Source organism: Stenotrophomonas sp. GD03654 (assembly GCF_029845105.1).
GTDB classification, from domain to species: domain Bacteria; phylum Pseudomonadota; class Gammaproteobacteria; order Xanthomonadales; family Xanthomonadaceae; genus Stenotrophomonas; species Stenotrophomonas africana.
The window spans coordinates 1-22,436 of the sequence record NZ_JAOCLC010000073.1; the positions used below are offsets into that span (position 1 = coordinate 1).

General features: G+C 64.5%; 19 protein-coding genes and 3 tRNA genes. All 22 read right to left on the reverse strand.

Annotated elements, in window-relative coordinates; all coding sequences use genetic code 11:
* Positions 1-2,637 (reverse strand): translation initiation factor IF-2 (gene infB, locus N5J73_RS20435; protein ID WP_279941335.1); only part of this gene is annotated, 2,637 nt, incomplete at its 3' end.
* A 92-nt stretch (positions 2,638-2,729) separates the two neighbouring features.
* Positions 2,730-4,241 (reverse strand): transcription termination factor NusA, encoded by a 1,512-nt coding sequence (gene nusA, locus N5J73_RS20440; RefSeq protein WP_005410449.1) that lies wholly within the window; start codon positions 4,239-4,241, stop codon positions 2,730-2,732.
* Positions 4,242-4,245: 4 nt separating this feature from the next.
* Positions 4,246-4,836 (reverse strand): ribosome maturation factor RimP, encoded by a 591-nt coding sequence (gene rimP, locus N5J73_RS20445; RefSeq protein ID WP_032128649.1) that lies wholly within the window; start codon positions 4,834-4,836, stop codon positions 4,246-4,248.
* Positions 4,837-5,203: 367 nt separating this feature from the next.
* Positions 5,204-5,280, reverse strand: a tRNA-Met gene (locus N5J73_RS20450).
* Between the two features lie 84 nt (positions 5,281-5,364).
* Positions 5,365-5,441, reverse strand: a tRNA-Met gene (locus N5J73_RS20455).
* 127 nt (positions 5,442-5,568) lie between these two features.
* Positions 5,569-7,029, reverse strand: coding sequence for an NADH-quinone oxidoreductase subunit NuoN (nuoN, locus tag N5J73_RS20460; RefSeq protein ID WP_279941337.1), 1,461 nt, complete (start codon positions 7,027-7,029; stop codon positions 5,569-5,571).
* A gap of 15 nt (positions 7,030-7,044) precedes the next feature.
* On the reverse strand, positions 7,045-8,553 hold the full coding sequence (locus tag N5J73_RS20465) for an NADH-quinone oxidoreductase subunit M (RefSeq protein ID WP_049443681.1): 1,509 nt from the start codon (positions 8,551-8,553) through the stop codon (positions 7,045-7,047).
* A gap of 23 nt (positions 8,554-8,576) precedes the next feature.
* Positions 8,577-10,751, reverse strand: a complete 2,175-nt coding sequence (gene nuoL / locus N5J73_RS20470) for an NADH-quinone oxidoreductase subunit L (protein ID WP_049443683.1) — start codon at positions 10,749-10,751, stop codon at positions 8,577-8,579.
* A 7-nt stretch (positions 10,752-10,758) separates the two neighbouring features.
* Positions 10,759-11,064 carry an NADH-quinone oxidoreductase subunit NuoK gene (gene nuoK / locus N5J73_RS20475; RefSeq protein ID WP_006381125.1) on the reverse strand — a complete coding sequence of 102 codons (306 nt, stop codon included), beginning with the start codon at positions 11,062-11,064 and terminating at the stop codon, positions 10,759-10,761.
* A complete protein-coding gene (locus N5J73_RS20480) occupies positions 11,061-11,717 on the reverse strand; it encodes an NADH-quinone oxidoreductase subunit J (RefSeq protein ID WP_049437083.1) in 657 nt (218 codons plus the stop codon). Before N5J73_RS20480 ends, nuoK begins: the two co-directional genes overlap by 4 nt.
* 9 nt (positions 11,718-11,726) lie before the next feature.
* Complete coding sequence (gene nuoI / locus N5J73_RS20485) at positions 11,727-12,215, reverse strand: NADH-quinone oxidoreductase subunit NuoI (RefSeq protein ID WP_006381128.1); 489 nt, start codon at positions 12,213-12,215, stop codon at positions 11,727-11,729.
* 3 nt (positions 12,216-12,218) lie between these two features.
* Complete coding sequence (gene nuoH / locus N5J73_RS20490; RefSeq protein ID WP_049443685.1) at positions 12,219-13,313, reverse strand: NADH-quinone oxidoreductase subunit NuoH; 1,095 nt, start codon at positions 13,311-13,313, stop codon at positions 12,219-12,221.
* A complete protein-coding gene (nuoG, locus tag N5J73_RS20495) occupies positions 13,310-15,544 on the reverse strand; it encodes an NADH-quinone oxidoreductase subunit NuoG (RefSeq protein WP_049443687.1) in 2,235 nt (744 codons plus the stop codon). Before nuoG ends, nuoH begins: the two co-directional genes overlap by 4 nt.
* A complete protein-coding gene (gene nuoF / locus N5J73_RS20500) occupies positions 15,541-16,881 on the reverse strand; it encodes an NADH-quinone oxidoreductase subunit NuoF (protein WP_006381131.1) in 1,341 nt (446 codons plus the stop codon). Before nuoF ends, nuoG begins: the two co-directional genes overlap by 4 nt.
* 4 nt (positions 16,882-16,885) lie before the next feature.
* Positions 16,886-17,413 carry an NADH-quinone oxidoreductase subunit NuoE gene (gene nuoE / locus N5J73_RS20505; protein WP_006381132.1) on the reverse strand — a complete coding sequence of 176 codons (528 nt, stop codon included), beginning with the start codon at positions 17,411-17,413 and terminating at the stop codon, positions 16,886-16,888.
* 97 nt (positions 17,414-17,510) lie between these two features.
* Entirely contained in the window at positions 17,511-18,818 is a 1,308-nt protein-coding gene (locus N5J73_RS20510) for an NADH-quinone oxidoreductase subunit D (protein ID WP_006458796.1), read from the reverse strand.
* Positions 18,815-19,564: an NADH-quinone oxidoreductase subunit C gene (locus N5J73_RS20515; RefSeq protein ID WP_010486428.1), complete on the reverse strand. Its 750-nt coding sequence runs from the start codon at positions 19,562-19,564 to the stop codon at positions 18,815-18,817. Before N5J73_RS20515 ends, N5J73_RS20510 begins: the two co-directional genes overlap by 4 nt.
* Before the next feature lie 33 nt (positions 19,565-19,597).
* Positions 19,598-20,152, reverse strand: coding sequence for an NADH-quinone oxidoreductase subunit B (locus N5J73_RS20520; RefSeq protein ID WP_005410463.1), 555 nt, complete (start codon positions 20,150-20,152; stop codon positions 19,598-19,600).
* Complete coding sequence (locus N5J73_RS20525; RefSeq protein WP_008265012.1) at positions 20,143-20,499, reverse strand: NADH-quinone oxidoreductase subunit A; 357 nt, start codon at positions 20,497-20,499, stop codon at positions 20,143-20,145. Before N5J73_RS20525 ends, N5J73_RS20520 begins: the two co-directional genes overlap by 10 nt.
* A 111-nt stretch (positions 20,500-20,610) precedes the next feature.
* Positions 20,611-20,695: transfer RNA gene (locus N5J73_RS20530), tRNA-Leu, on the reverse strand.
* A 51-nt stretch (positions 20,696-20,746) separates the two neighbouring features.
* On the reverse strand, positions 20,747-21,184 hold the full coding sequence (gene secG, locus N5J73_RS20535) for a preprotein translocase subunit SecG (RefSeq protein WP_014037951.1): 438 nt from the start codon (positions 21,182-21,184) through the stop codon (positions 20,747-20,749).
* A gap of 31 nt (positions 21,185-21,215) precedes the next feature.
* The gene (gene tpiA / locus N5J73_RS20540) at positions 21,216-21,971 is read right to left on the reverse strand and encodes a triose-phosphate isomerase (RefSeq protein ID WP_049443691.1); all 756 of its coding nucleotides are present in this window, start codon (positions 21,969-21,971) and stop codon (positions 21,216-21,218) included.
* Between the last annotated feature and the right edge of the window lie 465 nt (positions 21,972-22,436).

A 22,436-nucleotide genomic window follows, 5' to 3' on the forward strand; every position in this document is an offset into this window, starting at 1 on the left:
CACTTCGATACGCTCGAAGCACTCGATCTGGTCACCCGGCTTGACGTCGTTGTAGGCCTTCACCGCGATACCGCATTCGGTACCGTTGCGGACTTCCTCGACGTTCTCCTTGAAGCGACGCAGCGATTCCAGCTCGCCCTCGAAGATCACCACGCTGTCGCGCAGCACGCGGATCGGCTTGTTGCGCTTGACCACGCCCTCGATGACCATCGAACCGGCGACGGCGCCCAGCTTGGAGCTGCGGAAGACGTCGCGGACCTCGGCGATACCGATGATCTCTTCGCGGATCTCCACGCCCAGCAGACCGGAGGCCACCTGCTTCACCTGATCGATCACGTCATAGATGATCGAGAAGTAACGCAGGTCCACGCCGTTGGATTCAATGATCCGACGGGCCGAAGCATCCGCACGCACGTTGAAGCCGATGACGGTGGCCTTGGAAGCGGCCGCCGAGTTGGCGTCCGACTCGGTGATGCCGCCCACGCCGGAGTGGATCACGTTGATGCGGATGTCTTCGTTGGACAGCGCGACCAGTGCCTGGCTCAGGGCCTGCACCGAACCCTGCACGTCGGCCTTGATGACCAGGTTGAGGACCTGCTGGCCCTCGCCCTTGCCCAGGGTCGCCATGATGTCTTCCATGCGGCTGCCAGCGGTGGCGACCAGGCGCGATTCACGGCGCTTGGTCTCACGCTGCTGGGCAACGTCCTTGGCCAGACGCTCGTCCTCGACGACCACGAAGTCGTCACCGGCTTCCGGCACGCCGGACAGACCCAGGACCTGCACCGGGATGGACGGGCCGGCGAACTCCGGCTGCTTGCCGGTTTCGTCGAACAGCGCACGCACGCGGCCGTACTGGATGCCGCACACCAGGTAGTCGCCCTTCTTCAGGCGGCCCTGCTGCACCAGCACGGTGGCGACCGGGCCTCGGCCCTTGTCCAGCGACGATTCGATCACCACGCCTGCGGCGCGGCCTTCGTCGACCGCCTTCAGTTCCAGCAGTTCGGCCTGGATCGAGATGGCATCCAGCAGGTCGTCGACGCCCAGACCGGTCTTGGCCGAGATCTCCACCATCTGGGTGTCACCACCGAAGTCTTCGGCCACGACCTGCTCGGACAGCAGTTCGTTCTTGACCCGCATCGGGTCGGCATCGGACTTGTCGATCTTGTTGATCGCCACGATCAGCGGCACACCCGCCGAACGCGCGTGCTGGATCGCTTCCTTGGTCTGCGGCATGACACCGTCATCGGCGGCCACGACCAGCACCACGATGTCGGTCAGCTTGGCGCCGCGCGCACGCATCGAGGTGAATGCCGCGTGGCCCGGGGTATCCAGGAAGCTGATCACGCCCTTCGGCGTATCCACGTGGTAGGCACCGATGTGCTGGGTGATGCCGCCGGCTTCGCCGGTGGCGACCTTGGTGCGGCGGATGTAATCCAGCAGCGAGGTCTTGCCGTGGTCGACGTGACCCATGATGGTGACCACCGGCGGACGCTGGGTGGCTTCGCCCTGGTTTTCACCGGTCGAGGCCAGCAGTGCGTCTTCGGCGTCGTTGTCGTTGGCACGGATCGCCTTGTGGCCGAGTTCTTCGGTCACCAGCGCGGCAGTGTCATGGTCGATGGACTGGGTGATGGTGGCCATCACGCCCATCTTGAACAGCGCCTTCACCACCTCGCCGCCCTTCAGCGCGAGCTTCTGCGCCAGGTCGGCCACAGTGATGGTGTCGCCGATCGCCACTTCACGCACCACCGGTGCGGTCGGACGCTCGAAGGCGTGCGGACCGGCGTTGCTGCCACCACGCGACATGTCGCGACGGCCGCCACTCTGGTTGCGACCACCCGGACGACCCCGGGTGTTGCTGTTGTTGCTGTTGCCACGACGCGCACGATCAGCCGCCGACAGATGCATCTGGCCGGCAAAGCGATCACCCGGGCCACGCTCGTTGCGCGGCGCGCTGCGGTTGTTGCGGTCGTCGCTGCGCGGCGGTGCCGGCGGTGCACCACGCGGTGCGGCCGGAGCGGCAGCCGGGGTACGCGGCGGGCGCGGCGCGGTTTCGTCGATCGGAGCGCGCACCTTCGGCTTGCTGGCAGCCAGCGCCTCGGCCGCCTTGGCGGCAGCGGCAGCTTCCTCGGCGGCCTTCTTCTCGGCCTCTGCGCGTTCCTTGGCGGCGACCTCTTCCTCACGGGCGCGGACAATGGCTTCGTCGCGCAGACGATCCTTCTCGGCCAGTGCCTGCTGTTCGGCGAGGTTGCGCGCGCGCGACTCTTCCAGCTTGCGCAGGATGTCGGCGCGTTCTTCGTCCGGGGTCATGGCGCGAGCACCATCCTTGACGTAGGTACGCTTCTGGCGCACCTCGACATTCACGGTCGTCTTGCTGCGACCGGAACTGACCGTCACTTCCTGCTGTTTCCGGCGGTTGAGCGTGATCTTCTTTGCAGACTGATCAGTTTCTTCCGGGGCCTGCTCGGGCTTGCCGTGCGAACGACGAAGGAAGCCCAGGAGCTTCACCTTCTCGGTGCTGGTCACGACCTGGTCGGGACCGCTGAACTTCATGCCGGCACCGGCCAGCTGTTCCAGCAGTTTTTCGACCGGCGTGTTGACCAGTTCGGCAAGCTTGCGGATGGTGGTTTGCTGCGACATTCGGATCCTATGATCTTGTGGGCGCCCCCCCGCATCTGGAGGTGGCGCGGATTCTACGCCCTGAGCGGCTCAGGGCCCTGTTCATTGCCGGCTCATTCGCCGCGTTCCAGTCGGGCGATCTCCTCGGCACGTGCGGCCAGGATCAGCGCAGCGGCGCGCGCCTGATCCAGCCCTTCGATGCCGAAGTCCATGACCTCGTCGGCGGCCAGATCGGACAGGTCCTCACTGGTGCGCACGCCGTGGCCGGCCAGCGCATATGCGGTGGCTTCGTCCATGCCCTTCAGGGACAGCAGGTCCTGCGCCGGCTGGCCGTCTTCAAGGCCTTCCTCGACTGCCAGGGCCTCATTGAGCAGCGCATCGCGGGCACGAGCGCGCAGCTCTTCGACGATGTCTTCGTCGAAACCTTCCACGGCCAGCAGTTCGCCGACCGGGACATATGCGATTTCCTCGACGGTGCCGAAGCCTTCGCTGACCAGGATGCCGGCGATTTCCTCGTCCACTTCCAGCTTGTCCATGAACAGCTGGCGGGCCGAAGCCTGCTCGGCCTCCGACTTGGCGGTGACCTGGTCCTGGGTCATCACGTTGAGCTGCCAGCCGGTCAGGCGGCTGGCCAGGCGCACGTTCTGGCCGCCCTTGCCGATTGCCTGGGCCAGGCGGTCTTCGGCAACAGCCAGGTCCATCGAGTGCTTGTCTTCATCGACGATGATCGACTGCACTTCGGCCGGCGCCATCGCGTTGATGACGAAGTTGGCCGGGTTGTCGTTCCACAGCACGATGTCCACGCGCTCGCCATTGAGCTCGTTGGACACGGCCTGCACGCGCGAACCGCGCATGCCGATGCAGGCACCGATCGGATCGGTGCGCTGGTCGTGGGCCAGCACGGCGATCTTGGCGCGGTCGCCCGGATCGCGGGCACAGGCCTTGATTTCCACCAGGCCCTGACCGACTTCCGGCACTTCCAGCTTGAACAGCTCGATCATGAATTCCGGGGCGGCGCGGCTGATGAACAGCTGCGGGCCACGCGGTTCCGAACGGACTTCGGCCAGGTAGCCGCGCACGCGGTCACCAGCGCGCAGCACGTCGCGCGGAATGCCCTTGTCCTTCGGGATGAAGCCTTCGGCGTTGCCACCGAGGTCGACATAGATGTTGCCGCGCTCGGCGCGCTTGACCACACCCGTGATCAGCTCGCCGACGCGATCCTTCCACGCATCCACGACCTGCTGGCGCTCGGCTTCGCGCACGCGCTGGACGATGACCTGCTTGGCGGCCTGGGCGGCAATGCGGCCGAAATCCGGGTTTTCGATCTGCTCTTCGATGTAGTCGCCGACGTCCACGCCTTCGGCTTCATCGACGGCATCCATCAGGCGGATCTGGCGGTCCGGCGATTCCATGACCACGTCATCGGCCACCACTTCCCAGCGGCGGAAGGTTTCGTAGCTGCCATCCTTGTGGTCGATGACCACACGGGTCAGCACTTCCTCGTCGGGATAGCGCTTCTTCGCTGCCGAGGCCAGGGCGGCCTCGATGGCATCGAAGATTACTTCACGCGGCACGCCCTTCTCGTTGGCGACCGCGTCGACTACCAGCAACAGTTCCTTGCTCATTGGCTCACTCCGCGCGCGGCTTTTTTGCCGCCGGCTCGTTGGAAGAAGAATTCGTGTTCGGCTTCGGACGCTTCGGTGCCGGACCGGTCGGCTTGCTCGGGGCCAGCCCCAGCGCCACCCAGTCGGGCATGATCCGTGCCTTGTCGATGTTGTCGGCCGACACGACCACTTCGGCCTTGTCGACGATGAAGGTGATGGCACCTGCGGTCTCGTCGATGGCTTCGATGCGGCCCTGCAGGCGGCGACGGTTGTCCTGCGGCAGCTTCAGCGTGACCTTGGCCATTTCGCCGAGGTGACGGCCGAACTGCTCCAGGTTGAACAGCGGGCGATCGACGCCCGGCGAAGACACTTCCAGCGTGTAGTTGCCGCTGATCGGGTCTTCGACGTCCATCTGTGCCGACACTTCGCGGCTGACCCGCTCGCAGTCGTCGACATTGATGATGCGCTCGGGCTGTTCAGCCAGCGGCACGTCGATGTAAAGGCGCAGGGTCGCACCGCCGGGGGCCGGCAGATACTCAACGCCCAGCAGCTCCAGGCCCAGCGACACAACGGTCGGGGCGAGCAGATTCGCGATGTCGGTTGCCTTGTCGCTCACAGCCTGCCTTGATCTCTATGGTTGGGTGCCGGCCTTGGCCAGCATGGAAACATGACGCCCCGGAAACGACAAAGGGCCCGCTGGGCCCCTTTTCCGGAAAGACTCCGGTGACTGGATTCCGGTTGCAACCTGCAGTGCCTGCCGGTTGCGGCCCTCCTTCCGGGTCCGGACTCCCGCTGGGAGGCCGCCTTCAGGGGTATTGCTAGGCCGCTGATGATAGCGACTGCACCGCGCTGGTGCAAGGTGCGGGGCCGAGACCAGGCCCCTTTTCCACACCGGCAGTCGAGCATGGCTCGACTCTACCAAAACGGAACCAATCCAAAGAAAAACGCCCTCGAAGCAGGACTTCGAAGGCGATCTCTTTACTTGGTAGCGGGGGCAGGATTTGAACCTGCGACCTTCGGGTTATGAGCCCGACGAGCTGCCAGACTGCTCCACCCCGCATCAGAAGCGGAATTATGAGGCATAACTTCAAAACCTGCAAGCTTTTCCTCATTCATCGAACTGGTTGGCGCCGATTCGATGTGTTGGTAGCGGGGGCAGGATTTGAACCTGCGACCTTCGGGTTATGAGCCCGACGAGCTGCCAGACTGCTCCACCCCGCACCGGAAGTGTTTGAACTGCTGCCCTGCTCTTTCGAGGAGGGCTACCGCAACGATGTTCTGGCTGAACCGCTGCAGTGACAACTCAGGCTGCGCATATTACACGAATCGCGCAGCTTTGTGTCAACTTTTATGCAAGATGCGCAAATGCCTGCTGGCACCAGACCATGATCGGGTTCCAGGCCAGGCCCAGCGCCAGCAGCGCCAGCGCGTTCACGCCGAGTACCAGGCCCAGCACGCGGTCGTTGCTGCGCGGCATGGCCTCGCCCACCGGCTCATCGAAGTACATGACCTTGATGACGCGCAGGTAGTAGAAGCAGCCGACCACAGCACACAGCACGCCGAGAATGGCCAGCCACAGCAGGCCGCCGTTGACGGCCGCGCCCAGCACCGCCAGCTTGGTCCAGAAGCCCAGGAACGGCGGGATGCCGGCCAGCGACGCCATGATGCACAGCACCAGGCCGGCCATCCACGGGTTGCGGGCATTCAGGCCCTTTAAGTCTTCGATGTTCTCGGCTTCGAAACCGGCACGCGACAGCGCGATGATCGCACCGAAGGCGGCGGTGGACATGATGGCGTAGGCCAGCGCGTAGAACAGCGCGGCGGCATAGCCCTGCGAACCGCCACCGGCGATACCCATCAGCAGGAAGCCGATGTGCGAGACGGTGGAGAACGCCAGCATGCGCTTGAGGTTGCTCTGCGCGATGGCCATCAGGTTGCCGATGACCAGCGAGACCGCAGCCAGGCCGGCAATCAGCAGCTGCAGTTCGGTCGACAGCGGACCCACGCCCATTTCCAGCAGGCGGTAGGCCATGCCGAACGCGGCCAGCTTCGGCGCCGAGCTGATGAACAGAGCGATCGGTGCCGGAGCACCCTGGTACACGTCCGGCAGCCACATGTGGAACGGCGCGGCACCCAGCTTGAAGGCGACGCCGGCGATCATGAACACCGCACCGGTGATCAGCAGCACGCGCTCTTCCGAGTGCGGGATGGCCTCACGGATGACGTCCAGGTGCAGGCTGCCGGTGGCGCCGTAGATCAGCGACATGCCGTACAGCAGCAGGCCCGAGGCCAGCGAACCCAGCACGATGTACTTCATCGCCGCTTCCGAGGCCAGGCCGTTCTCACGGTTGCTGGCAACCAGCGCGTAGGAGCACAGCGCCAGCAGTTCCAGGCCCAGGTAGACCATCAGCAGGCTGCCGGCCGAGACCAGGATCATCATGCCGGCGGTGCCGAACAGGATCAGCACCGGGATCTCGCCCTGGAACAGGTTGCGGTCACGCAGGTAACGCCAGCCGTAGACCAGGGTCAGGCCGCTGAGCAGCACGATCCCGGTCTTCATCACGTCCGCGGCGGTATCGCGCACGAACATGCCATGGAAGACCTCCCCCTGCCCGCCCACGCCGGTGGCCAGCATGAACAGCACCACGGCCAGCGCAGCGAGCGAGAACAGGTGGGTGACGATCTTGTTCCGGTTGCTGACGAACAGGTCGAGGATCATCAGGGCGAAGGCGCTGCCGATCAGCACCAGCTCGGGAGCGAGTGGTGGCAGGTCAGCGGCGGTCAATGGCAGCAGCGGCGAGGTGGTCATCATCAAATCCTGGAATTACAGCAGCTTGCTGGATGCGATCTGCATCGCCAGCTTCGCGATCGAGGGCTCCATCAGGTCGGTCAGCGGCTTGGGGTAGATGCCCAGGGCCAGCACGCCGGCGGCAAACACGCCCAGCACCAGCCATTCGCGACCGTTGATGTCCTTCAGTTCGGCAACGTGGCTGTTGGCCACTTCGCCGAAGAAGATGCGCTTGTACAGCCACAGGGTGTAGGCGGCGCCGATGATCAGGGTGGTGGCCGCGCCCAAGGCGATCCACGGATTACGCTGGAAGGCCGCGAGGATGACCATGAACTCGCCGACGAAACCGCTGGTGCCCGGCAGGCCGGCATTGGCCATGAAGAACAGCATGGCGAAGGTCGCAAACCAAGGCATCACGTTGACCACGCCGCCGTAATCGGCGATGCGGCGGCTGTGCATGCGGTCGTACAGCACGCCGACGCTGGAGAACATCGCGCCGGACACGAAGCCGTGCGAGATCATCTGCACCATGGCGCCCTGCAAGCCCAGGCGGGCGGCATCGGCGTTGCCGGCTTCACGCACCAGCCACAGCGCGATGAAGGTGCCGAGGGTGACGAAACCCATGTGTGCGATCGACGAATAGGCGATCAGCTTCTTCATGTCGTCCTGCACCAGGGCGACCAGGCCGACGTAGATCACGGCGATCAGCGACAGCGCGATCACCAGCCACGCCCATTCCTGCGACGCGTCCGGGACGATCGGCAGATTGAAGCGCAGGAAGCCGTAGCCACCGATCTTCAGGGCGATGGCGGCCAGGATCACCGAACCGGCGGTCGGCGCTTCCACGTGGGCGTCCGGCAGCCAGGTGTGGACCGGGAACATCGGCACCTTGACCGCGAAGGCGATCAGGAACGCGAAGAAGATCCAGGTCTGCTCCTTGGCCGACAGCGGCAGCGCGTACAGGTCAGCCAGCTGGAAGCTGCCGCCCTTCATGTACAGGTAGATCAGTGCCACCAGCATCAGCACCGAGCCGAGGAAGGTGTACAGGAAGAACTTCAGCGCGGCGTAGATGCGGCGCGGGCCACCCCAGACACCGATGATCAGGAACATCGGGATCAGCATCGCCTCGAAGAACACGTAGAACAGCATCGCGTCCGTGGCCGAGAAGATACCGACCGTGACGCCTTCCAGGATCAGGAAGGCGGCCACGTACTGGTTGACGCGCTTGTCGATGGCGCTCCAGGCGCCGATCAGGGCAAGCACGCTGACCAGGGTGGTCAGCAGGATCAGCGCCACGGCGATGCCGTCCACGCCCAGGTTGTAGCCGATCTTGTACGCCGGGATCCAGGCATGGGTCTCGACGAACTGCAGACCGTCGATGCCCGCGTTGTAGCCGCTCAGCAGCGAGAGGCTCGCCACGAACGTCAGCACCGCTACGCCCAGGGACGCCCAGCGGGCGGTCTGCGCATCACGGATCGCAAGGATCAGGGCGCCACCGATGATCGGCAGCCAGATGAGGACACTGAGTAGAGGCCAGTTCGACACGTCTTCTTATTCCGTACAGGTCATCAACGCAGGTAATGCATCAGCACGCCCAGAAGGGCAATCAGGCCGATGATCATCGCGAAGGCGTAGTGATAGAGGAAACCGGATTGGGTACGACGCAGCACGCCGGCTGCGACGTCCACAACACGTGCCGAAAGATTGACCACGCCGTCGACGATGTTGCTGTCGATCCAGCGTGCGACCTTGCCCAGCTTGACGCTGCCACCGGCAAAGCCATCGATCCACAGCTTGTCGAAGCCGTACTTGTTTTCCAGCACCGACACCAGCGGGGCGAAGGTCTTGCGCGCCCTGCCCGACAGGTCCGGCTTCCACAGGTAGAACAGCGCAGCCAGCAGGAAGCCCGCCAGGGTCAGCCAGAACGGCGGCAGCATCATGCCGTGCAGCGCGAACGCCACCGGCCCGTGGAACTCTTCGCCCAGGAAGGCAACGGTGTTCTTGGCCGGATCGTAGAAGTCGACGATGCCGGTAAAGAACGTGTTGACCTGGCCCTTGATCGCCGCGTGGGCGTGGTGGCCAGCCCAGTCGGTGCCGTGCAGCATCGGACCAATGCTGAAGAAACCGATGGCGATCGAAGGGATGGCCAGCAGGATCAGCGGCAGGGTCACCACCCACGGGGTTTCATGCGGCTCATGCGGACCGTGGCCATGGCCGTGGTCGTCATGGGCATCGCCGTGATGGGCATCAGCATGGTGGGCGTCAGCGGCGTGGTGATCGTCATGGCCATGGCCGTGATCATCATGCGCGTCGCGGAAGCGCTCCTTGCCGTGGAAGGTCAGGAACAGCAGGCGGAAGCTGTAGAAGCTGGTCACCAGCACGCCACCCAGCACGGCCCAGTAGCCATAGGTGGCCACCCAGCTGTTCTGCATGTGCGCGTGGATCTCGGCGGCCTCGATGATGGTGTCCTTCGAGTAGAAGCCGGAGAAGAACGGCGTACCGACCAGTGCCAGCGTACCGATCCACATGGTGACGAAGGTGATCGGCATGTACTTGCGCAGGCCGCCCATCTTGCGCATGTCCTGCTCGTGGTGCATCGCGATGATGACCGAACCGGCACCCAGGAACAGCAGCGCCTTGAAGAAGGCGTGGGTCATCAGGTGGAACACGGCCGCCGAATAGGCCGACACACCCAGCGCCACGGTCATGTAGCCCAGCTGCGACAGCGTGGAGTACGCAACGACGCGCTTGATGTCGTTCTGCACGATGCCGATCAGGCCGGTGAAGAACGCGGTGGTGGCACCGATGAACAGGATGAAGTTCAGCGCGGTCTGCGACAGCTCGAACAGCGGCGACATGCGGGTGACCATGAAGATGCCGGCGGTCACCATCGTCGCGGCGTGGATCAGCGCCGAGATCGGGGTCGGGCCTTCCATCGAATCCGGCAGCCACACGTGCAGCGGAACCTGGGCCGACTTGCCCATGGCACCGATGAACAGGCAGATGCAGATGACCGTGGCGATCGACCAGATCACCGGCTCGTTCAGCAGCTGCATGCCCAGGATCGTGCCGTCCCAGATCTGCAGCTGGGCACGCGGGTCAGCCAGCATGCCGGCCTGCGAGAACACCTGCGAGTAGTCCAGGGTGCCGAACACCCACAACACGCCGGCGATGCCCAGCAGGAAGCCGAAGTCACCGACGCGGTTGACCAGGAACGCCTTCATGTTGGCGAAGATCGCGGTCGGGCGCTTGAACCAGAAGCCGATCAGCAGGTACGACACCAGGCCCACCGCTTCCCAGCCGAAGAACAGCTGCAGGAAGTTGTTGCTCATCACCAGGGTGAGCATCGAGAAGGTGAACAGCGAGATGTAGCTGAAGAACCGCTGGTAGCCCGGATCGTCCTGCATGTAGCCGATCGTGTAGATATGGACCAGCAGCGACACGAAGGTCACCACCACCATCATCATCGCGGTCAGCTTGTCGACCATGAAGCCGACGTGGGCCGAGTACTGGCCGACTTCGAAGAACGTGTAGATGTTCTGGTTGAACGGCTGCGCGCCGCCCCAGAGCAGCTGGTAGAGCGTGTACATCGACAGGCCGCAGGCAACCGCAACGCCGAGGATGGTGATGGTCTGCGCGCCGAAGCGCTTGACCTGGCGACCGAACAGGCCGGCGATGATGCTGCCGAACAGCGGTGCAAGCACCACTGCGATCAACAGACTCTTGGAGAGAGTGATTTCCATCTGTGGATCAGCCCTTCAACGAATCGACTTCGCCGACATTGATCGTGCGGCGGGTACGGAACAGGGTCACCAGGATCGCCAGGCCGATGGCGGCTTCCGCGGCGGCGACGGTCAGGATGAAGAACACGAACAGCTGGCCGGACGGATCGCCCAGCTGACGCGAGAACGCGACGAAATTGACGTTCACCGACAGCAGCATCAGCTCGATCGACATCAGCAGGACGATGACGTTCTTCCGGTTGAGGAAGATGCCGGCCAGGCTGATGGCGAACAGCACCGCGCCCAGCGCAAGCATGTGGCCAAGGGTAATCACGGCTGGGTCTCCTCGCCGGCGGCCGGCTTGCTGTTGCTGTGCACGACCGGTGCCTCGGCGCCCATCTTGACCATGCGCAGACGCTGGCCGGCCTTGACCATGGTCTGCTCGCCCGGGTTCTGGCTCTTCACGCCGGTACGGCGACGCAGGGTCAGCATCACGGCGGCAACCACGGCCACGGTCAGGATGACCGCAGCGAACTCGAACGGCAGCAGGTATTCGGTGAACAGCGTGCGGGCCAGCCAGGTGACGTTGGAGCTGTCGGCGGCGAGCGCGGCGGCGTTGTCGGCCGGGAACGGGGTAACCGCCCTGCCCTTCACGCCGATCAGGATCAGCATCTGCACCAGCATCGCCACGGCAACGATGAGACCGACCGGCAGGTAGCGCACCCAGCCCTCACGCATCTTGGTGGGATCGATGTCGAGCATCATCACCACGAACAGGAACAGCACCATCACCGCGCCGACATACACCAGCACCAGTGCCACACCGAGGAACTCGGCGCCGACCAGCAGCCAGACGCAGGCGATGGAGAAGAAGGTCAGCACCAGGCAGAGCACGGCGTGAACCGGGTTGCGCACGCTGATCACCGCACCGGCCGAAACCGTTGCCGCGATGGCGAACACCCAGAAAGCGATATTTACCCAATCCATCTCTCGACCTCAGCGGTAAGCGGCATCGGCGGCGCGACGCTCGGCGATCTCGGACTCGAGACGGTCGCCCAGGGCCAGCAGCTGCGGCTTGGTAACGATGTTTTCGCCACGATTCTCGAAGTGGTACTCGAGGATGTGGGTTTCGACGATCGAGTCCACCGGGCAGCTTTCTTCGCAGAAGCCGCAGAAGATGCACTTGAACAGATCGATGTCATAGCGCGTGGTACGGCGGGTGCCGTCTTCGCGCTTGGCCGAGTCGATGGTGATGGCCAGTGCAGGGCACACCGCTTCGCACAGCTTGCAGGCGATGCAGCGCTCTTCACCGTTGGGGTACCGGCGCAGGGCGTGCAGGCCACGGAAGCGCGGCGACTGCGGGAACTTCTCCATCGGGTACATCATCGTGTACTTGGGCTTGAAGCTGTACTTCAGCGTCAGCCAAAGGCCACCCAGGAGTTCGAGCAGCAGCAGGCTCTTGAAGTAATGGGTAATCCTGTTCATCACTTAGACGCCCTTTTGAATCACGCCGAAGAACACCATGACGGCGGTAACCGCGATCCACAGAATGGCCAGCGGAATGAAGACCTTCCAGCCCAGGCGCATGATCTGGTCATAGCGGAAGCGCGGGAAGCTGGCACGGAACCAGATGTAGGCACTGGCGAAGAAGAACACCTTGACGAACAGCCACGGTGCACCGCCCTTCCAGATCCAGTCGACCAGCGGCGAGATGTCGCCCGGGTTGACCCAGCCCTGGATCGGGCTCAGCCAGCCGCCAAGGAAGAAGATCGAGATCAGGAAGCTGATCAGGATCATGTTGGCGTATTCGGCCAGGAAGAACAGCGCGAACGCACCGCCCGAGTACTCGACCATGTGACCGGCGACGATTTCCGATTCACCTTCCACCACGTCGAACGGCGCGCGGTTGGTTTCGGCCACGCCCGACACCCAGTAGATGACGAACAGCGGGAACAGCGGCAGCAGGAACCAGTCGAAGAAACCGGAATCGCCGGCCTGCGCCATCACGATGTTGCTCAGGTTCAGGCTGCCCGACGCGATCATCACGCCCACCAGGGCGAAGCCCATCGCGATTTCGTAGCTGATCATCTGCGCCGAAGCGCGCATGGCACCCAGGAACGCGTACTTCGAGTTCGACGCCCAGCCGGCCAGGATGATGCCGTAGATGCCCAGCGAGGTCATCGCCAGCAGGTACAGCAGGCCAGCGTTGGCATTGGACAGCACAATCTGCGAATCGAAGGGCACCACCGACCAGGCCGCGAAGGCCGGCGCCAGGGTGATCAGCGGTGCCAGCAGGTAGATCGCCTTGTTGGCGCTGCTCGGCTGGACCACTTCCTTGAACAGCAGCTTGAAGACGTCGGCGAAGGCCTGGAAGATGCCCATGCCCACGTACATCGGGCCGTGGCGGACGTGCATCCAGCCGATCAGCTTGCGTTCCCAGACCACGTAGAAGGCCACCGAGATGATCACCGGAACGGTGATCACCAGGATCTTCAGGATGATCCAGATCAGCGCGCCGATGTCACCGAGGCCAAGCAGCCACTGGTGCAGCGGATCGACCGCGTTCAACAGCAATTCGTTCATGCAGCCACCACCGATACGCGAGCGGCACCCAGCGGCGCGGTCGCGCCGTGGCCCGATTCAATCCAGACCGAACCCGCAGCGACGCGGGCGTCGACCACCACCGGCAGGGTGGCCTTGCCGGCATCAGTGCCGACCTTGGCCATCTGCCCTTCCTGCAGCTGCAGGCGAGCGGCATCTTCAGCGTTCAGCACGATGCGCGGGGCGTTGTTGAGCGGATGCGACTGCAGCGCCGGCGCACGACGGACCACCGCGTCGGTGCGGTAGATCGCAGCGGTCGAAGCCACTTCCAGGCCTTCACCGGCGACCACCGGCTGCGCCGAAGCAGCGACGGTGACCGACACCGGGGCCAGGCTGGCGCGCAGGCCGGCCAGGTCGGTGAAGTCGAAACCGGCCAGCGCCATGTCGCCGCCCAGGGCGCGCAGCACGCGCCAGCCTTCACGGGCCTCGCCCGGCAGCTTGCCGCCGGCACGGGCCGACTGCTCGCGACCATCGAGGTTGGTCAGGGTGGCGTCGATTTCCGGCAGCGCACCGATCGGCAGGATCACGTCGGCGACGTCGCGGGTGGAGGCACAGGCGAACTGGCTGAAGGCCACCACCTGGGCTCCGACCAGCGCCTTGCGCGCGGCGGGAGCGTCGGCGAAGTCCAGGCCCGGCTCCAGGCCGTACACCACGTAGGCCTGGCGCGGCTGCGCCAGCATCGCGGCGACGTCCTTGCCGGCCGGCAGCACGCCGGCGCGGGCCAGGCCCACGGCGTTGGCGCCCTGCGGGATGCGGCACAGCTTGGCACCGGTGGCGGCAGCGAAGTCACGCGCAGCGGCGCGGATCGCGGCAGCCTGCGGGTGGTTTTCGGCGATGCCACCAACGATCAGCACGGTGTTGTTGCCGCCCTGCACTGCCGAACGCAGCTCGGCGTTGGCCAGCGCGTCGACGAACTTCGACGGCGCGACGATCTGCTTGCCGGCGATGCTGAAGGCGAAGTCGAAGTCCACCGGGTTGACGACGTGGATCTTCGCGCCGTTGGTGGTCTGCGCCTTGCGCAGGCGGGCGTGCAGCAGCGGCAGTTCGTGGCGGATGTTGCTGCCCAGAACCACGATGCGGTCGGCGCCTTCGATCTCGGCCAGCGGCAGGCCGAACACTTCGGCGGTTGCGGCGTCGGAGAAATCGCGGTTGTTGATGCGGTGGTCGATGTTGCTCGAGCCCAGGCCCTTGGCCAGGCGGGCCAGCAGCGCGCCTTCCTCGTTCGAGGTGGACGGATGCACCAGCACGCCCAGGTTGTCGCCCTGGTTGGCCTTGAGGATCTCGGCGGCCGCGGCCAGGCCTTCGGCCCAGCTCACTTCCTTCCACTCGCCATTGACCTTGCGCAGCGGCTTGACCGCACGGTCTTCGCTGTACAGGCCCTGGTGCGAGTAGCGGTCACGGTCGGACAGCCAGCACTCGTTCACCGCTTCGTTGTCGCGCGGCACGGTACGCAGCACTTCGCCGCGACGCACGTGCAGGAACAGGTTCGAACCCATCGCGTCGTGGTAGCCCAGCGATTCGCGCGCAGTCAGCTCCCACGGGCGGGCACGGAACTGGAACACCTTGTTGGTCAGCGCGCCGACCGGGCAGACGTCGACGACGTTGCCGGACAGCTCGGTGGTCAGCGGCTTGCCGTCGAAGGTGCCGATCTGCAGGTTCTCACCGCGGTACATGCCACCCAGTTCATAGGTACCGGCAACGTCGGCGGTGAAGCGGACGCAGCGGGTGCACTGGATGCAGCGGGTCATCTCGGTGGCGACCAGCGGGCCCATGTCCTCGTCCGGCACCACACGCTTGCGCTCGTTGAAGCGGCTGACCGAACGGCCATAGCCCAGCGACACGTCCTGCAGCTCGCACTCGCCGCCCTGATCGCAGATCGGGCAGTCCAGCGGGTGGTTGATGAGCAGGAACTCCATCACCGAGCGCTGGAACTTCAGTGCCTTCTCGCTGCGGGTGGCGACCTTCATGCCATCCATCACCGGAGTGGCGCAGGCCGGCGCCGGCTTCGGCGACTTTTCCACGTCCACCAGGCACATGCGGCAGTTGGCGGCGATCGGCAGCTTCTCGTGGTAGCAGAAGCGCGGAATCGAGATACCGGCCTTGTCGGCCGCCTGGATGATCATCGAACCCTTGGGCACTACCAGGGACTTGCCATCGATTTCGATGGTCACGTGATCCGGTGGCACGTTCGGGTTTACGGGTTGCGCGCTCATGCGGCGGCTGCCTCCACCTTCTTGCCGTCAACCATCGAATGACCGTTGACGATGTAGTACTCGAATTCGTCCCAGAACTGGCGCAGGAAGCCCTGGATGGGCCATGCAGCCGCTTCACCGAACGCACAGATGGTGTGGCCTTCGATCTGGCCGGCCACCGCCTTCAGCTGGTGCAGGTCTTCCATCGTGGCCTTGCCGGCGACGATGCGCTCCAGCACGCGGTGCATCCAGCCGGTGCCTTCACGGCACGGGGTGCACTGGCCGCACGATTCCTTGTGGAAGAACTGGCTGATGCGGCAGGCGAACTTGACGCAGCAGACGCTGTCGTCGAGAACCACGATCGCACCCGAACCCAGGCCGGAGCCCAGCGCACGGATGGTGTCGTAGTCCATCGGCAGATCCTGCAGCTCGGCCGCGGTCAGCACCGGCATCGACACGCCGCCCGGGATCGCGCCCTTGAGGGTACGGCCCGGACGCAGGCCACCGGCCATTTCCAGCAGGTCGTGGAACTTGGTGCCCAGCGGCACTTCGAAGTTGCCGCCGTTCTGCACGCAGCCGGACACCGAGAAGCACTTCGGACCGCCGTTGGCGGTCAGGCTCAGGCCCTTGAACCACTCCGGACCGTTGCGGATGATCGCCGGCACCGAACCATAGGTTTCGGTGTTGTTGATCGTCGACGGCTTGCCGTACAGGCCGAAGTTGGCCGGGAACGGCGGCTTGTAGCGCGGCTGGCCCTTCTTGCCTTCCAGCGATTCCATCAGCGCGGTTTCTTCGCCGCAGATGTACGCGCCGGCGCCCAGCGCACCGTAGATGTCGATGTCCACGCCCGAGCCCATCACGTTCTTGCCCAGCCAGCCGTTTGCATAGGCATCGGCCAGGGCCTGCTCGAAGTGCTCGAACGGCTCGTGGTGGAACTCACCGCGCAGGTAGTTGTAACCCACGGTCGAACCGGTGGCGTAGCAGGCGATCGCCATGCCTTCCACCACCGAATGCGGGTTGTAGCGCAGGATGTCGCGATCCTTGCAGGTGCCCGGCTCGGATTCGTCCGAATTGCAGAGGATGTACTTCTGCATGTTGCCCTTGGGCATGAAGGACCACTTCAGGCCGGTCGGGAAGCCGGCGCCACCGCGGCCGCGCAGGCCCGAGGCCTTGACCATCTCGATGACCTGCTCCGGCGGGATCTTCTCTTCGAGGATCTTGCGCAGGGCGGCGTAGCCACCGGTCTTCAGGTAGCTTTCGTACGACCACGGAGTGTCGTAATGCAGGGTGGTGTAGACCACCTGGTGCGGCAGCGGCGCCGGGCCGACCGGACCCTTGGATTCGTGGTGATGTGCCATGCCCTTACTCCAGCCCGTCCAGCAGCTCGTCGACCTTTTCCAGGGTCAGACGCTCATGGTAGTGACCGTTGATGACCATCATCGGCGCGCCGCCACAACCGGCCAGGCACTCTTCCTCGCGCTTGAGGTAGACGCGGCCGTCCGGGGTCGATTCACCGTGCTTGATGCCCAGCTTCTTCTCGCAATGGCGGACGATGTCCTCGGCGCCATTGAGCCAGCAGCTGATGTTGGTGCAGATGGCCACGTTGTTGCGGCCCACCTTCTCGGTCTCGAACATCGAGTAGAAGCTGGCGACCTCGTAGGCCCACACCGGCGGCAGGTCAAGGTACTTGGCCACGCCGGCGATCAGCTCGTCGGTCAGCCAACCCTCGTTCTGCTCCTGGGCCGCATGCAGGCCCTGCAGCACGGCAGAGCGCTTGCGGTCCGGCGGGAACTTGGACAGCCAGTGATCGATGTGAGCGCGGGTCTTGTCGCTCAGCACCACCATCGGGTCGACGTCGCGCGCCGCCTCGAAATTACCTGTCGCCTTCATCGGCCGACCTCAGCGAAATGCATAACGTGAAATTCCAGAAACTGCGGCGCCGGCTTGCGCCGGCTGCCTGCAGCGGGCGTTGGCGTGGCGGACGGCATTACCGGTCAACCTCGCCGAACACCAGGTCGTAGGTACCGATCATCGCCACCACGTCGGCCAGCATGTGGCCGCGCACGATCGAATCGATCGAGGACAGGTGGGCGAAGCCCGGTGCGCGCAGGTGCACGCGGAACGGCTTGTTGGCGCCATCGGAGACCAGGTAGCAGCCGAACTCGCCCTTGGGCGCTTCCACGGCCGCATAGGTCTCGCCGGCCGGCACGCAATAGCCTTCACTGAACAGCTTGAAGTGATGGATCAGCGCTTCCATGTCGTCCTTCATGTCCTCGCGCTTGGGCGGAGCGACCTTGAAGTTCTTGACCATCACCGGGCCCGGGTTGGCCTTCAGCCACGCCACGCACTGCTTGATGATGCGGTTGGATTCGCGCATTTCGGCAACGCGGACCAGGTAACGGTCGTAGCAGTCGCCTTCCTTGCCCAGCGGGATGTCGAAATCGACGGCATCGTACTTGGCGTACGGACGCTTCTTGCGCAGGTCCCAGGCAATGCCCGAGCCGCGCAGCATCACGCCGGTCATGCCCCACTGGTGGGCCAGTTCCGGAGTGACCACGCCGATACCGACGGTACGCTGCTTCCAGATGCGGTTGTCGGTCAGCAGGGTTTCGTATTCGTCGATGCGCTTGGGGAACTCGACGGTGAAGTTCTCCAGGAAGTCCAGCAGCGAGCCTTCGCGCGAAGCATTGAGCTGCTTCAGCGCCTTGCCCTTGTGCCAGCGCGATTCCTTGTACTTCGGCATGTGGTCCGGCAGGTCGCGGTAGACACCGCCCGGACGGTAGTACGCCGCGTGCATGCGCGCGCCGGAGACCGCTTCATAGCAGTCCATCAGCTCTTCGCGCTCGCGGAAGGCGTACAGCATCACCGCCATCGCACCCAGGTCGAGCGCGTTGGAGCCCAGCCACATCAGGTGGTTGAGGATGCGGGTGATTTCGTCGTACATGGTGCGGATGTACTGCGCACGCTCCGGCGCCTCGATGCCCATCAGGGTCTCGATCGCGCGCACGTAGGCGTGCTCGTTGCACATCATCGACACGTAATCCAGGCGATCCATGTAGCCGATCGACTGGTTGAACGGCTTGGACTCGGCCAGCTTTTCGGTACCACGGTGCAGCAGGCCCACGTGCGGGTCGGCGCGCATGATGGTTTCGCCGTCCATTTCCAGGATCAGGCGCAGCACACCGTGCGCGGCCGGATGCTGCGGGCCGAAGTTCATGGTGTAGTTGCGGATTTCCTGCCGGCTTTCGGCGGCGTTGCTGGCGAATGCTTCGCCGGCCTGGTGTACGTGGCTCACTTCACTGCCTCCTGCGCGCGCTCACCTTCTGCGGTCTGCAGACGGGCGTCGTCGCGGATCACGCGCGGCACGCCGACGCGCGGCTCCACCGAGGTGACCGGTTCGTAGATCACGCGCTTCTTTTCTTCGTCGTAGCGGACTTCGACATTGCCGATCAGCGGGAAGTCCTTGCGGAACGGATGGCCGACGAAACCGTAGTCGGTCAGGATCCGGCGCAGGTCCGGGTGGCCTTCGAAGATCACGCCGTACAGGTCGAACGCTTCGCGCTCGAACCAGTTCAGGCCCGGCCAGATGCTGGTCAGCGAGGACACCACCGGCAGCGCTTCGTCAGGGGCGAAGCAGCGCAGGTGCATCATCAGGTTGTGCTGGTACGAGCGCAGCTGGGCGACCACGGCGAAGCGCTGGGTCGGCATGTGCTGAGGGCGGGCACCGTCGGCGCCGTTTTCCTCGGTGGGGAACTCGCCCCACGCGAAGCGGCCCTGGGCCTTGCCTTCGACGCCGCGGCTGAAGCCCTGAGAAGACACGTCGGCGGTGTCCCATTCGTCGGAGCCATAACCAAGGTAGTCGACGCCGCAGAGATCCACGGCCTGTTCGAAACCAAACTCGTCACGCAGCGCCAGGGCGGTGGCGTGCCACTCGGCGGCAGGCACTTCCAGCGTCACTTCGCCGCGGGGTTCGACCACGATGACTTTCGCACCAGCGAAACGTGCGGACAGTCGGTCGATGAAGGATGCTTGCTCTGCCATGGGGGCTTGGCGCGCTCTTGTCAGGTGAAGGGGTCAGCGGGCGATGGTCTGTGTACGCCAGATCTTCTTCTGCAGCTGCAGGATCCCGTACACCAGCGCCTCGGCGGTCGGCGGGCAGCCCGGGACGTAGACGTCCACTGGCACCACGCGATCACAGCCGCGCACCACAGAATAGGAGTAGTGGTAATAGCCGCCACCGTTGGCGCAGCTACCCATCGAGATGACCCACTTCGGGTCCGGCATCTGGTCGTAGACCTTGCGCAGCGCCGGGGCCATCTTGTTGACCAGGGTACCGGCCACGATCATCACGTCGGACTGACGCGGCGACGGGCGGAACACCACGCCGTAGCGGTCAAGGTCCAGGCGCGCGGCGCCGGCGTGCATCATCTCGACCGCGCAGCAGGCCAGACCGAAGGTCATCGGCCACATCGAGCCGGTGCGCGCCCAGTTCAGCAGTGCATCGACGCTGGTGGTGACGAAGCCCTTTTCCAGCAGCGGGTTGTCGCCTTCCGGCCGCAGGATGTCATCAACCCGGCCTTCCGGCGTGGGGTTGTTCATGAGGCCATCGAGAGTCTGAATCACTCCCATTCCAGCGCTCCCTTCTTCCAGACGTAAATGAAACCGAGGAACAGCATGCCGACGAACAGGCCCATGGTGATGAGCGAACGGGCACCCAGCTCCATGAAGACCTGGGTCCACGGCACGATGAAGATGATTTCCAGGTCGAAGACGATGAACTGGATCGCGATCAGGTAATAGCGCACGTCGAACTTCATGCGCGCGTCTTCGAAGGCCTCGAAGCCGCACTCGTACGGCGACAGCTTTTCCAGATCGGGGCGGCGGGGACCGAGGAATCGACCAACCAGCATCAGCGTAATGCCGATACCGGTGGCAACGATCAGAAACAGCAGAGACGGCAAATATTCGGCCAGCACAGCGATTCTCTCTTGCCTCTGCCGCTGCGCCTGCAGGCGCTTTGGCATGGGGGAGTGGACGGGAATCTGCCTGGCGCCTTGCGCGCCAGACGAACCCGCTTTACTTACAAATGGTGCCCAAGAGGGGACTCGAACCCCTACGACTTGCGTCGCTACCACCTCAAGGTAGTGCGTCTACCAATTCCGCCACCTGGGCAAACGATCACATCAGACTATCTTCCCGATGCGCCGCGTATTGTAACCGGCTTCAGTCTTTCTGGGAGCCTTCCGAAGGCTTTTCTTCACCAGAAACCGAAGATTCCGCCTTAGCCGGCACATTCGCGGCCGGAACCGGGGCGGCCGGGACCGCATCGGCCTTCGGAACGGCCGGCAGTTCGCCCGCCGGGGCCGCCGGAGCAGTCGCCGCCGGGGCGGACATCAGGCCCAGATCCTGGTCGGCCGCCGGACGGGTGCCGTGACCGGCATACCAGGCCATGAAGAGGCTGATGCCGAAGAACACGACAGCCAGCCACTTGGTCGACTTGGACAGGAAGTTCGAGGCGCCGCGCGCACCGAACACCGTGCCCGAGGCACCGGCACCAAAGCCCGAACCCGCCGCCGCACCCGAGCCACGCTGCATCAGGATCAGCGCGATCATGGCCACAGCGACCAGCACGTAGACGACATTGAGGATCAACATCAGCATTGGAAACCGCCCTCGGACAAAACTTCTAGGATTAGTTCGCGGCCGCCGCCCGTGCGATGGCCAGGAAGTCCGCGGCCACCAGGGAGGCGCCGCCGACCAGCCCACCATCGACATCCGGCTGCGCGAACAGTTCCCCGGCATTGTCGGGCTTCACGCTACCGCCGTAAACAATGGGCAGTGAATCAGCCATTCTAGCATCGATACGCGCGACTTCGCCACGGATGAACGCGTGCACCTGCTGTGCCTGCTCCTTTGTAGCGGTACGGCCGGTACCGATGGCCCAGACCGGCTCGTAGGCGACCACGGCCTTGGCGAAGCCGGCTGCACCGACCCGCTCCAGCACCGGCGCCAGCTGGCTGGCGATGACCGCTTCGGTCTGCCCGGCCTCGCGCTGTTCCAGGGTCTCGCCCACGCACAGCACCGGCACCAGACCGGCGTGCTGGGCGGCGGCGAACTTGCGCGCGACCAGTTCACTGCTTTCATGGTGGTACTGGCGGCGCTCGGAATGGCCGACCAGGCCATAGCGGGCCCCGACCTCGACCAGCATGGCCGCGCAGACCTCACCGGTATAGGCACCCTTCTCGTTGCTGCTTACGTCCTGCGCGCCAAAGGCCAGGCCGGTCTCGCCGAAGTCCTCGACCAGCTCACCCAGGTACGGCAGCGGCGGCAGGATCACCACGTCCACGCCGTCCAGCGGCAGCCCAGCGGCGACCTGCCCCAGCAGTTCATTGGCGAATTGACGGCTGCCATGCAGCTTCCAGTTTCCGGCGACGATCTTGCGGCGCATGAGCGGGTGGCTCCTGTGTGAAGTCAGCCGGTCATGATACCTGTTACGGCAAAAATCCGTTTCCTTGTAAGCGGTTACATGGATTTCCAGCCAACGGCGCAGCCCCTCGTGGCGGGGGTCGGGGCTGGGTTGGTCGCGGAGAGCCCGGCTAGATCTGGGGCTTGGCCGGGCGGGTGGGACTGCGCAGGGGGCGCTGCAAGTACGTCCATGTAAGCTCGATCGCCGCATCCATGCGGCTCACGCCCCTGCGCAGCCCCACCCACCCGGCCTCTGACACGTTCCGGCGGTTCCGCCCGCCACGGAAAGAAAAAAGAAGATCAGAAGCAGAAGCCGGTCCCCTACCCTCCCTCGATACCTGACAGATCTCATCCACGCATGGCGTGAAATCGTGTCGACCAAGGTCGACACCTACCGGGAATCGCGATTTACCCACCGTCACCGGGAAACTGTCGAAGGCGGGGAGGT

Coding starts and splice junctions, on each gene's coding strand:
- nusA (WP_005410449.1), bottom strand. CDS start 4,241: ATGAGCAAGGAACTGTTGCTGGTAGTCGACGCGGTCGCCAACGAGAAG.
- nuoN (WP_279941337.1), bottom strand. CDS start 7,029: ATGACCACCTCGCCGCTGCTGCCATTGACCGCCGCTGACCTGCCACCA.
- nuoL (WP_049443683.1), bottom strand. CDS start 10,751: ATGGAAATCACTCTCTCCAAGAGTCTGTTGATCGCAGTGGTGCTTGCA.
- N5J73_RS20480 (WP_049437083.1), bottom strand. CDS start 11,717: ATGGATTGGGTAAATATCGCTTTCTGGGTGTTCGCCATCGCGGCAACG.
- nuoI (WP_006381128.1), bottom strand. CDS start 12,215: ATGAACAGGATTACCCATTACTTCAAGAGCCTGCTGCTGCTCGAACTC.
- nuoH (WP_049443685.1), bottom strand. CDS start 13,313: ATGAACGAATTGCTGTTGAACGCGGTCGATCCGCTGCACCAGTGGCTG.
- nuoG (WP_049443687.1), bottom strand. CDS start 15,544: ATGAGCGCGCAACCCGTAAACCCGAACGTGCCACCGGATCACGTGACC.
- nuoF (WP_006381131.1), bottom strand. CDS start 16,881: ATGGCACATCACCACGAATCCAAGGGTCCGGTCGGCCCGGCGCCGCTG.
- nuoE (WP_006381132.1), bottom strand. CDS start 17,413: ATGAAGGCGACAGGTAATTTCGAGGCGGCGCGCGACGTCGACCCGATG.
- N5J73_RS20515 (WP_010486428.1), bottom strand. CDS start 19,564: ATGGCAGAGCAAGCATCCTTCATCGACCGACTGTCCGCACGTTTCGCT.
- N5J73_RS20520 (WP_005410463.1), bottom strand. CDS start 20,152: ATGGGAGTGATTCAGACTCTCGATGGCCTCATGAACAACCCCACGCCG.
- secG (WP_014037951.1), bottom strand. CDS start 21,184: ATGCTGATGTTGATCCTCAATGTCGTCTACGTGCTGGTCGCTGTGGCC.
- tpiA (WP_049443691.1), bottom strand. CDS start 21,971: ATGCGCCGCAAGATCGTCGCCGGAAACTGGAAGCTGCATGGCAGCCGT.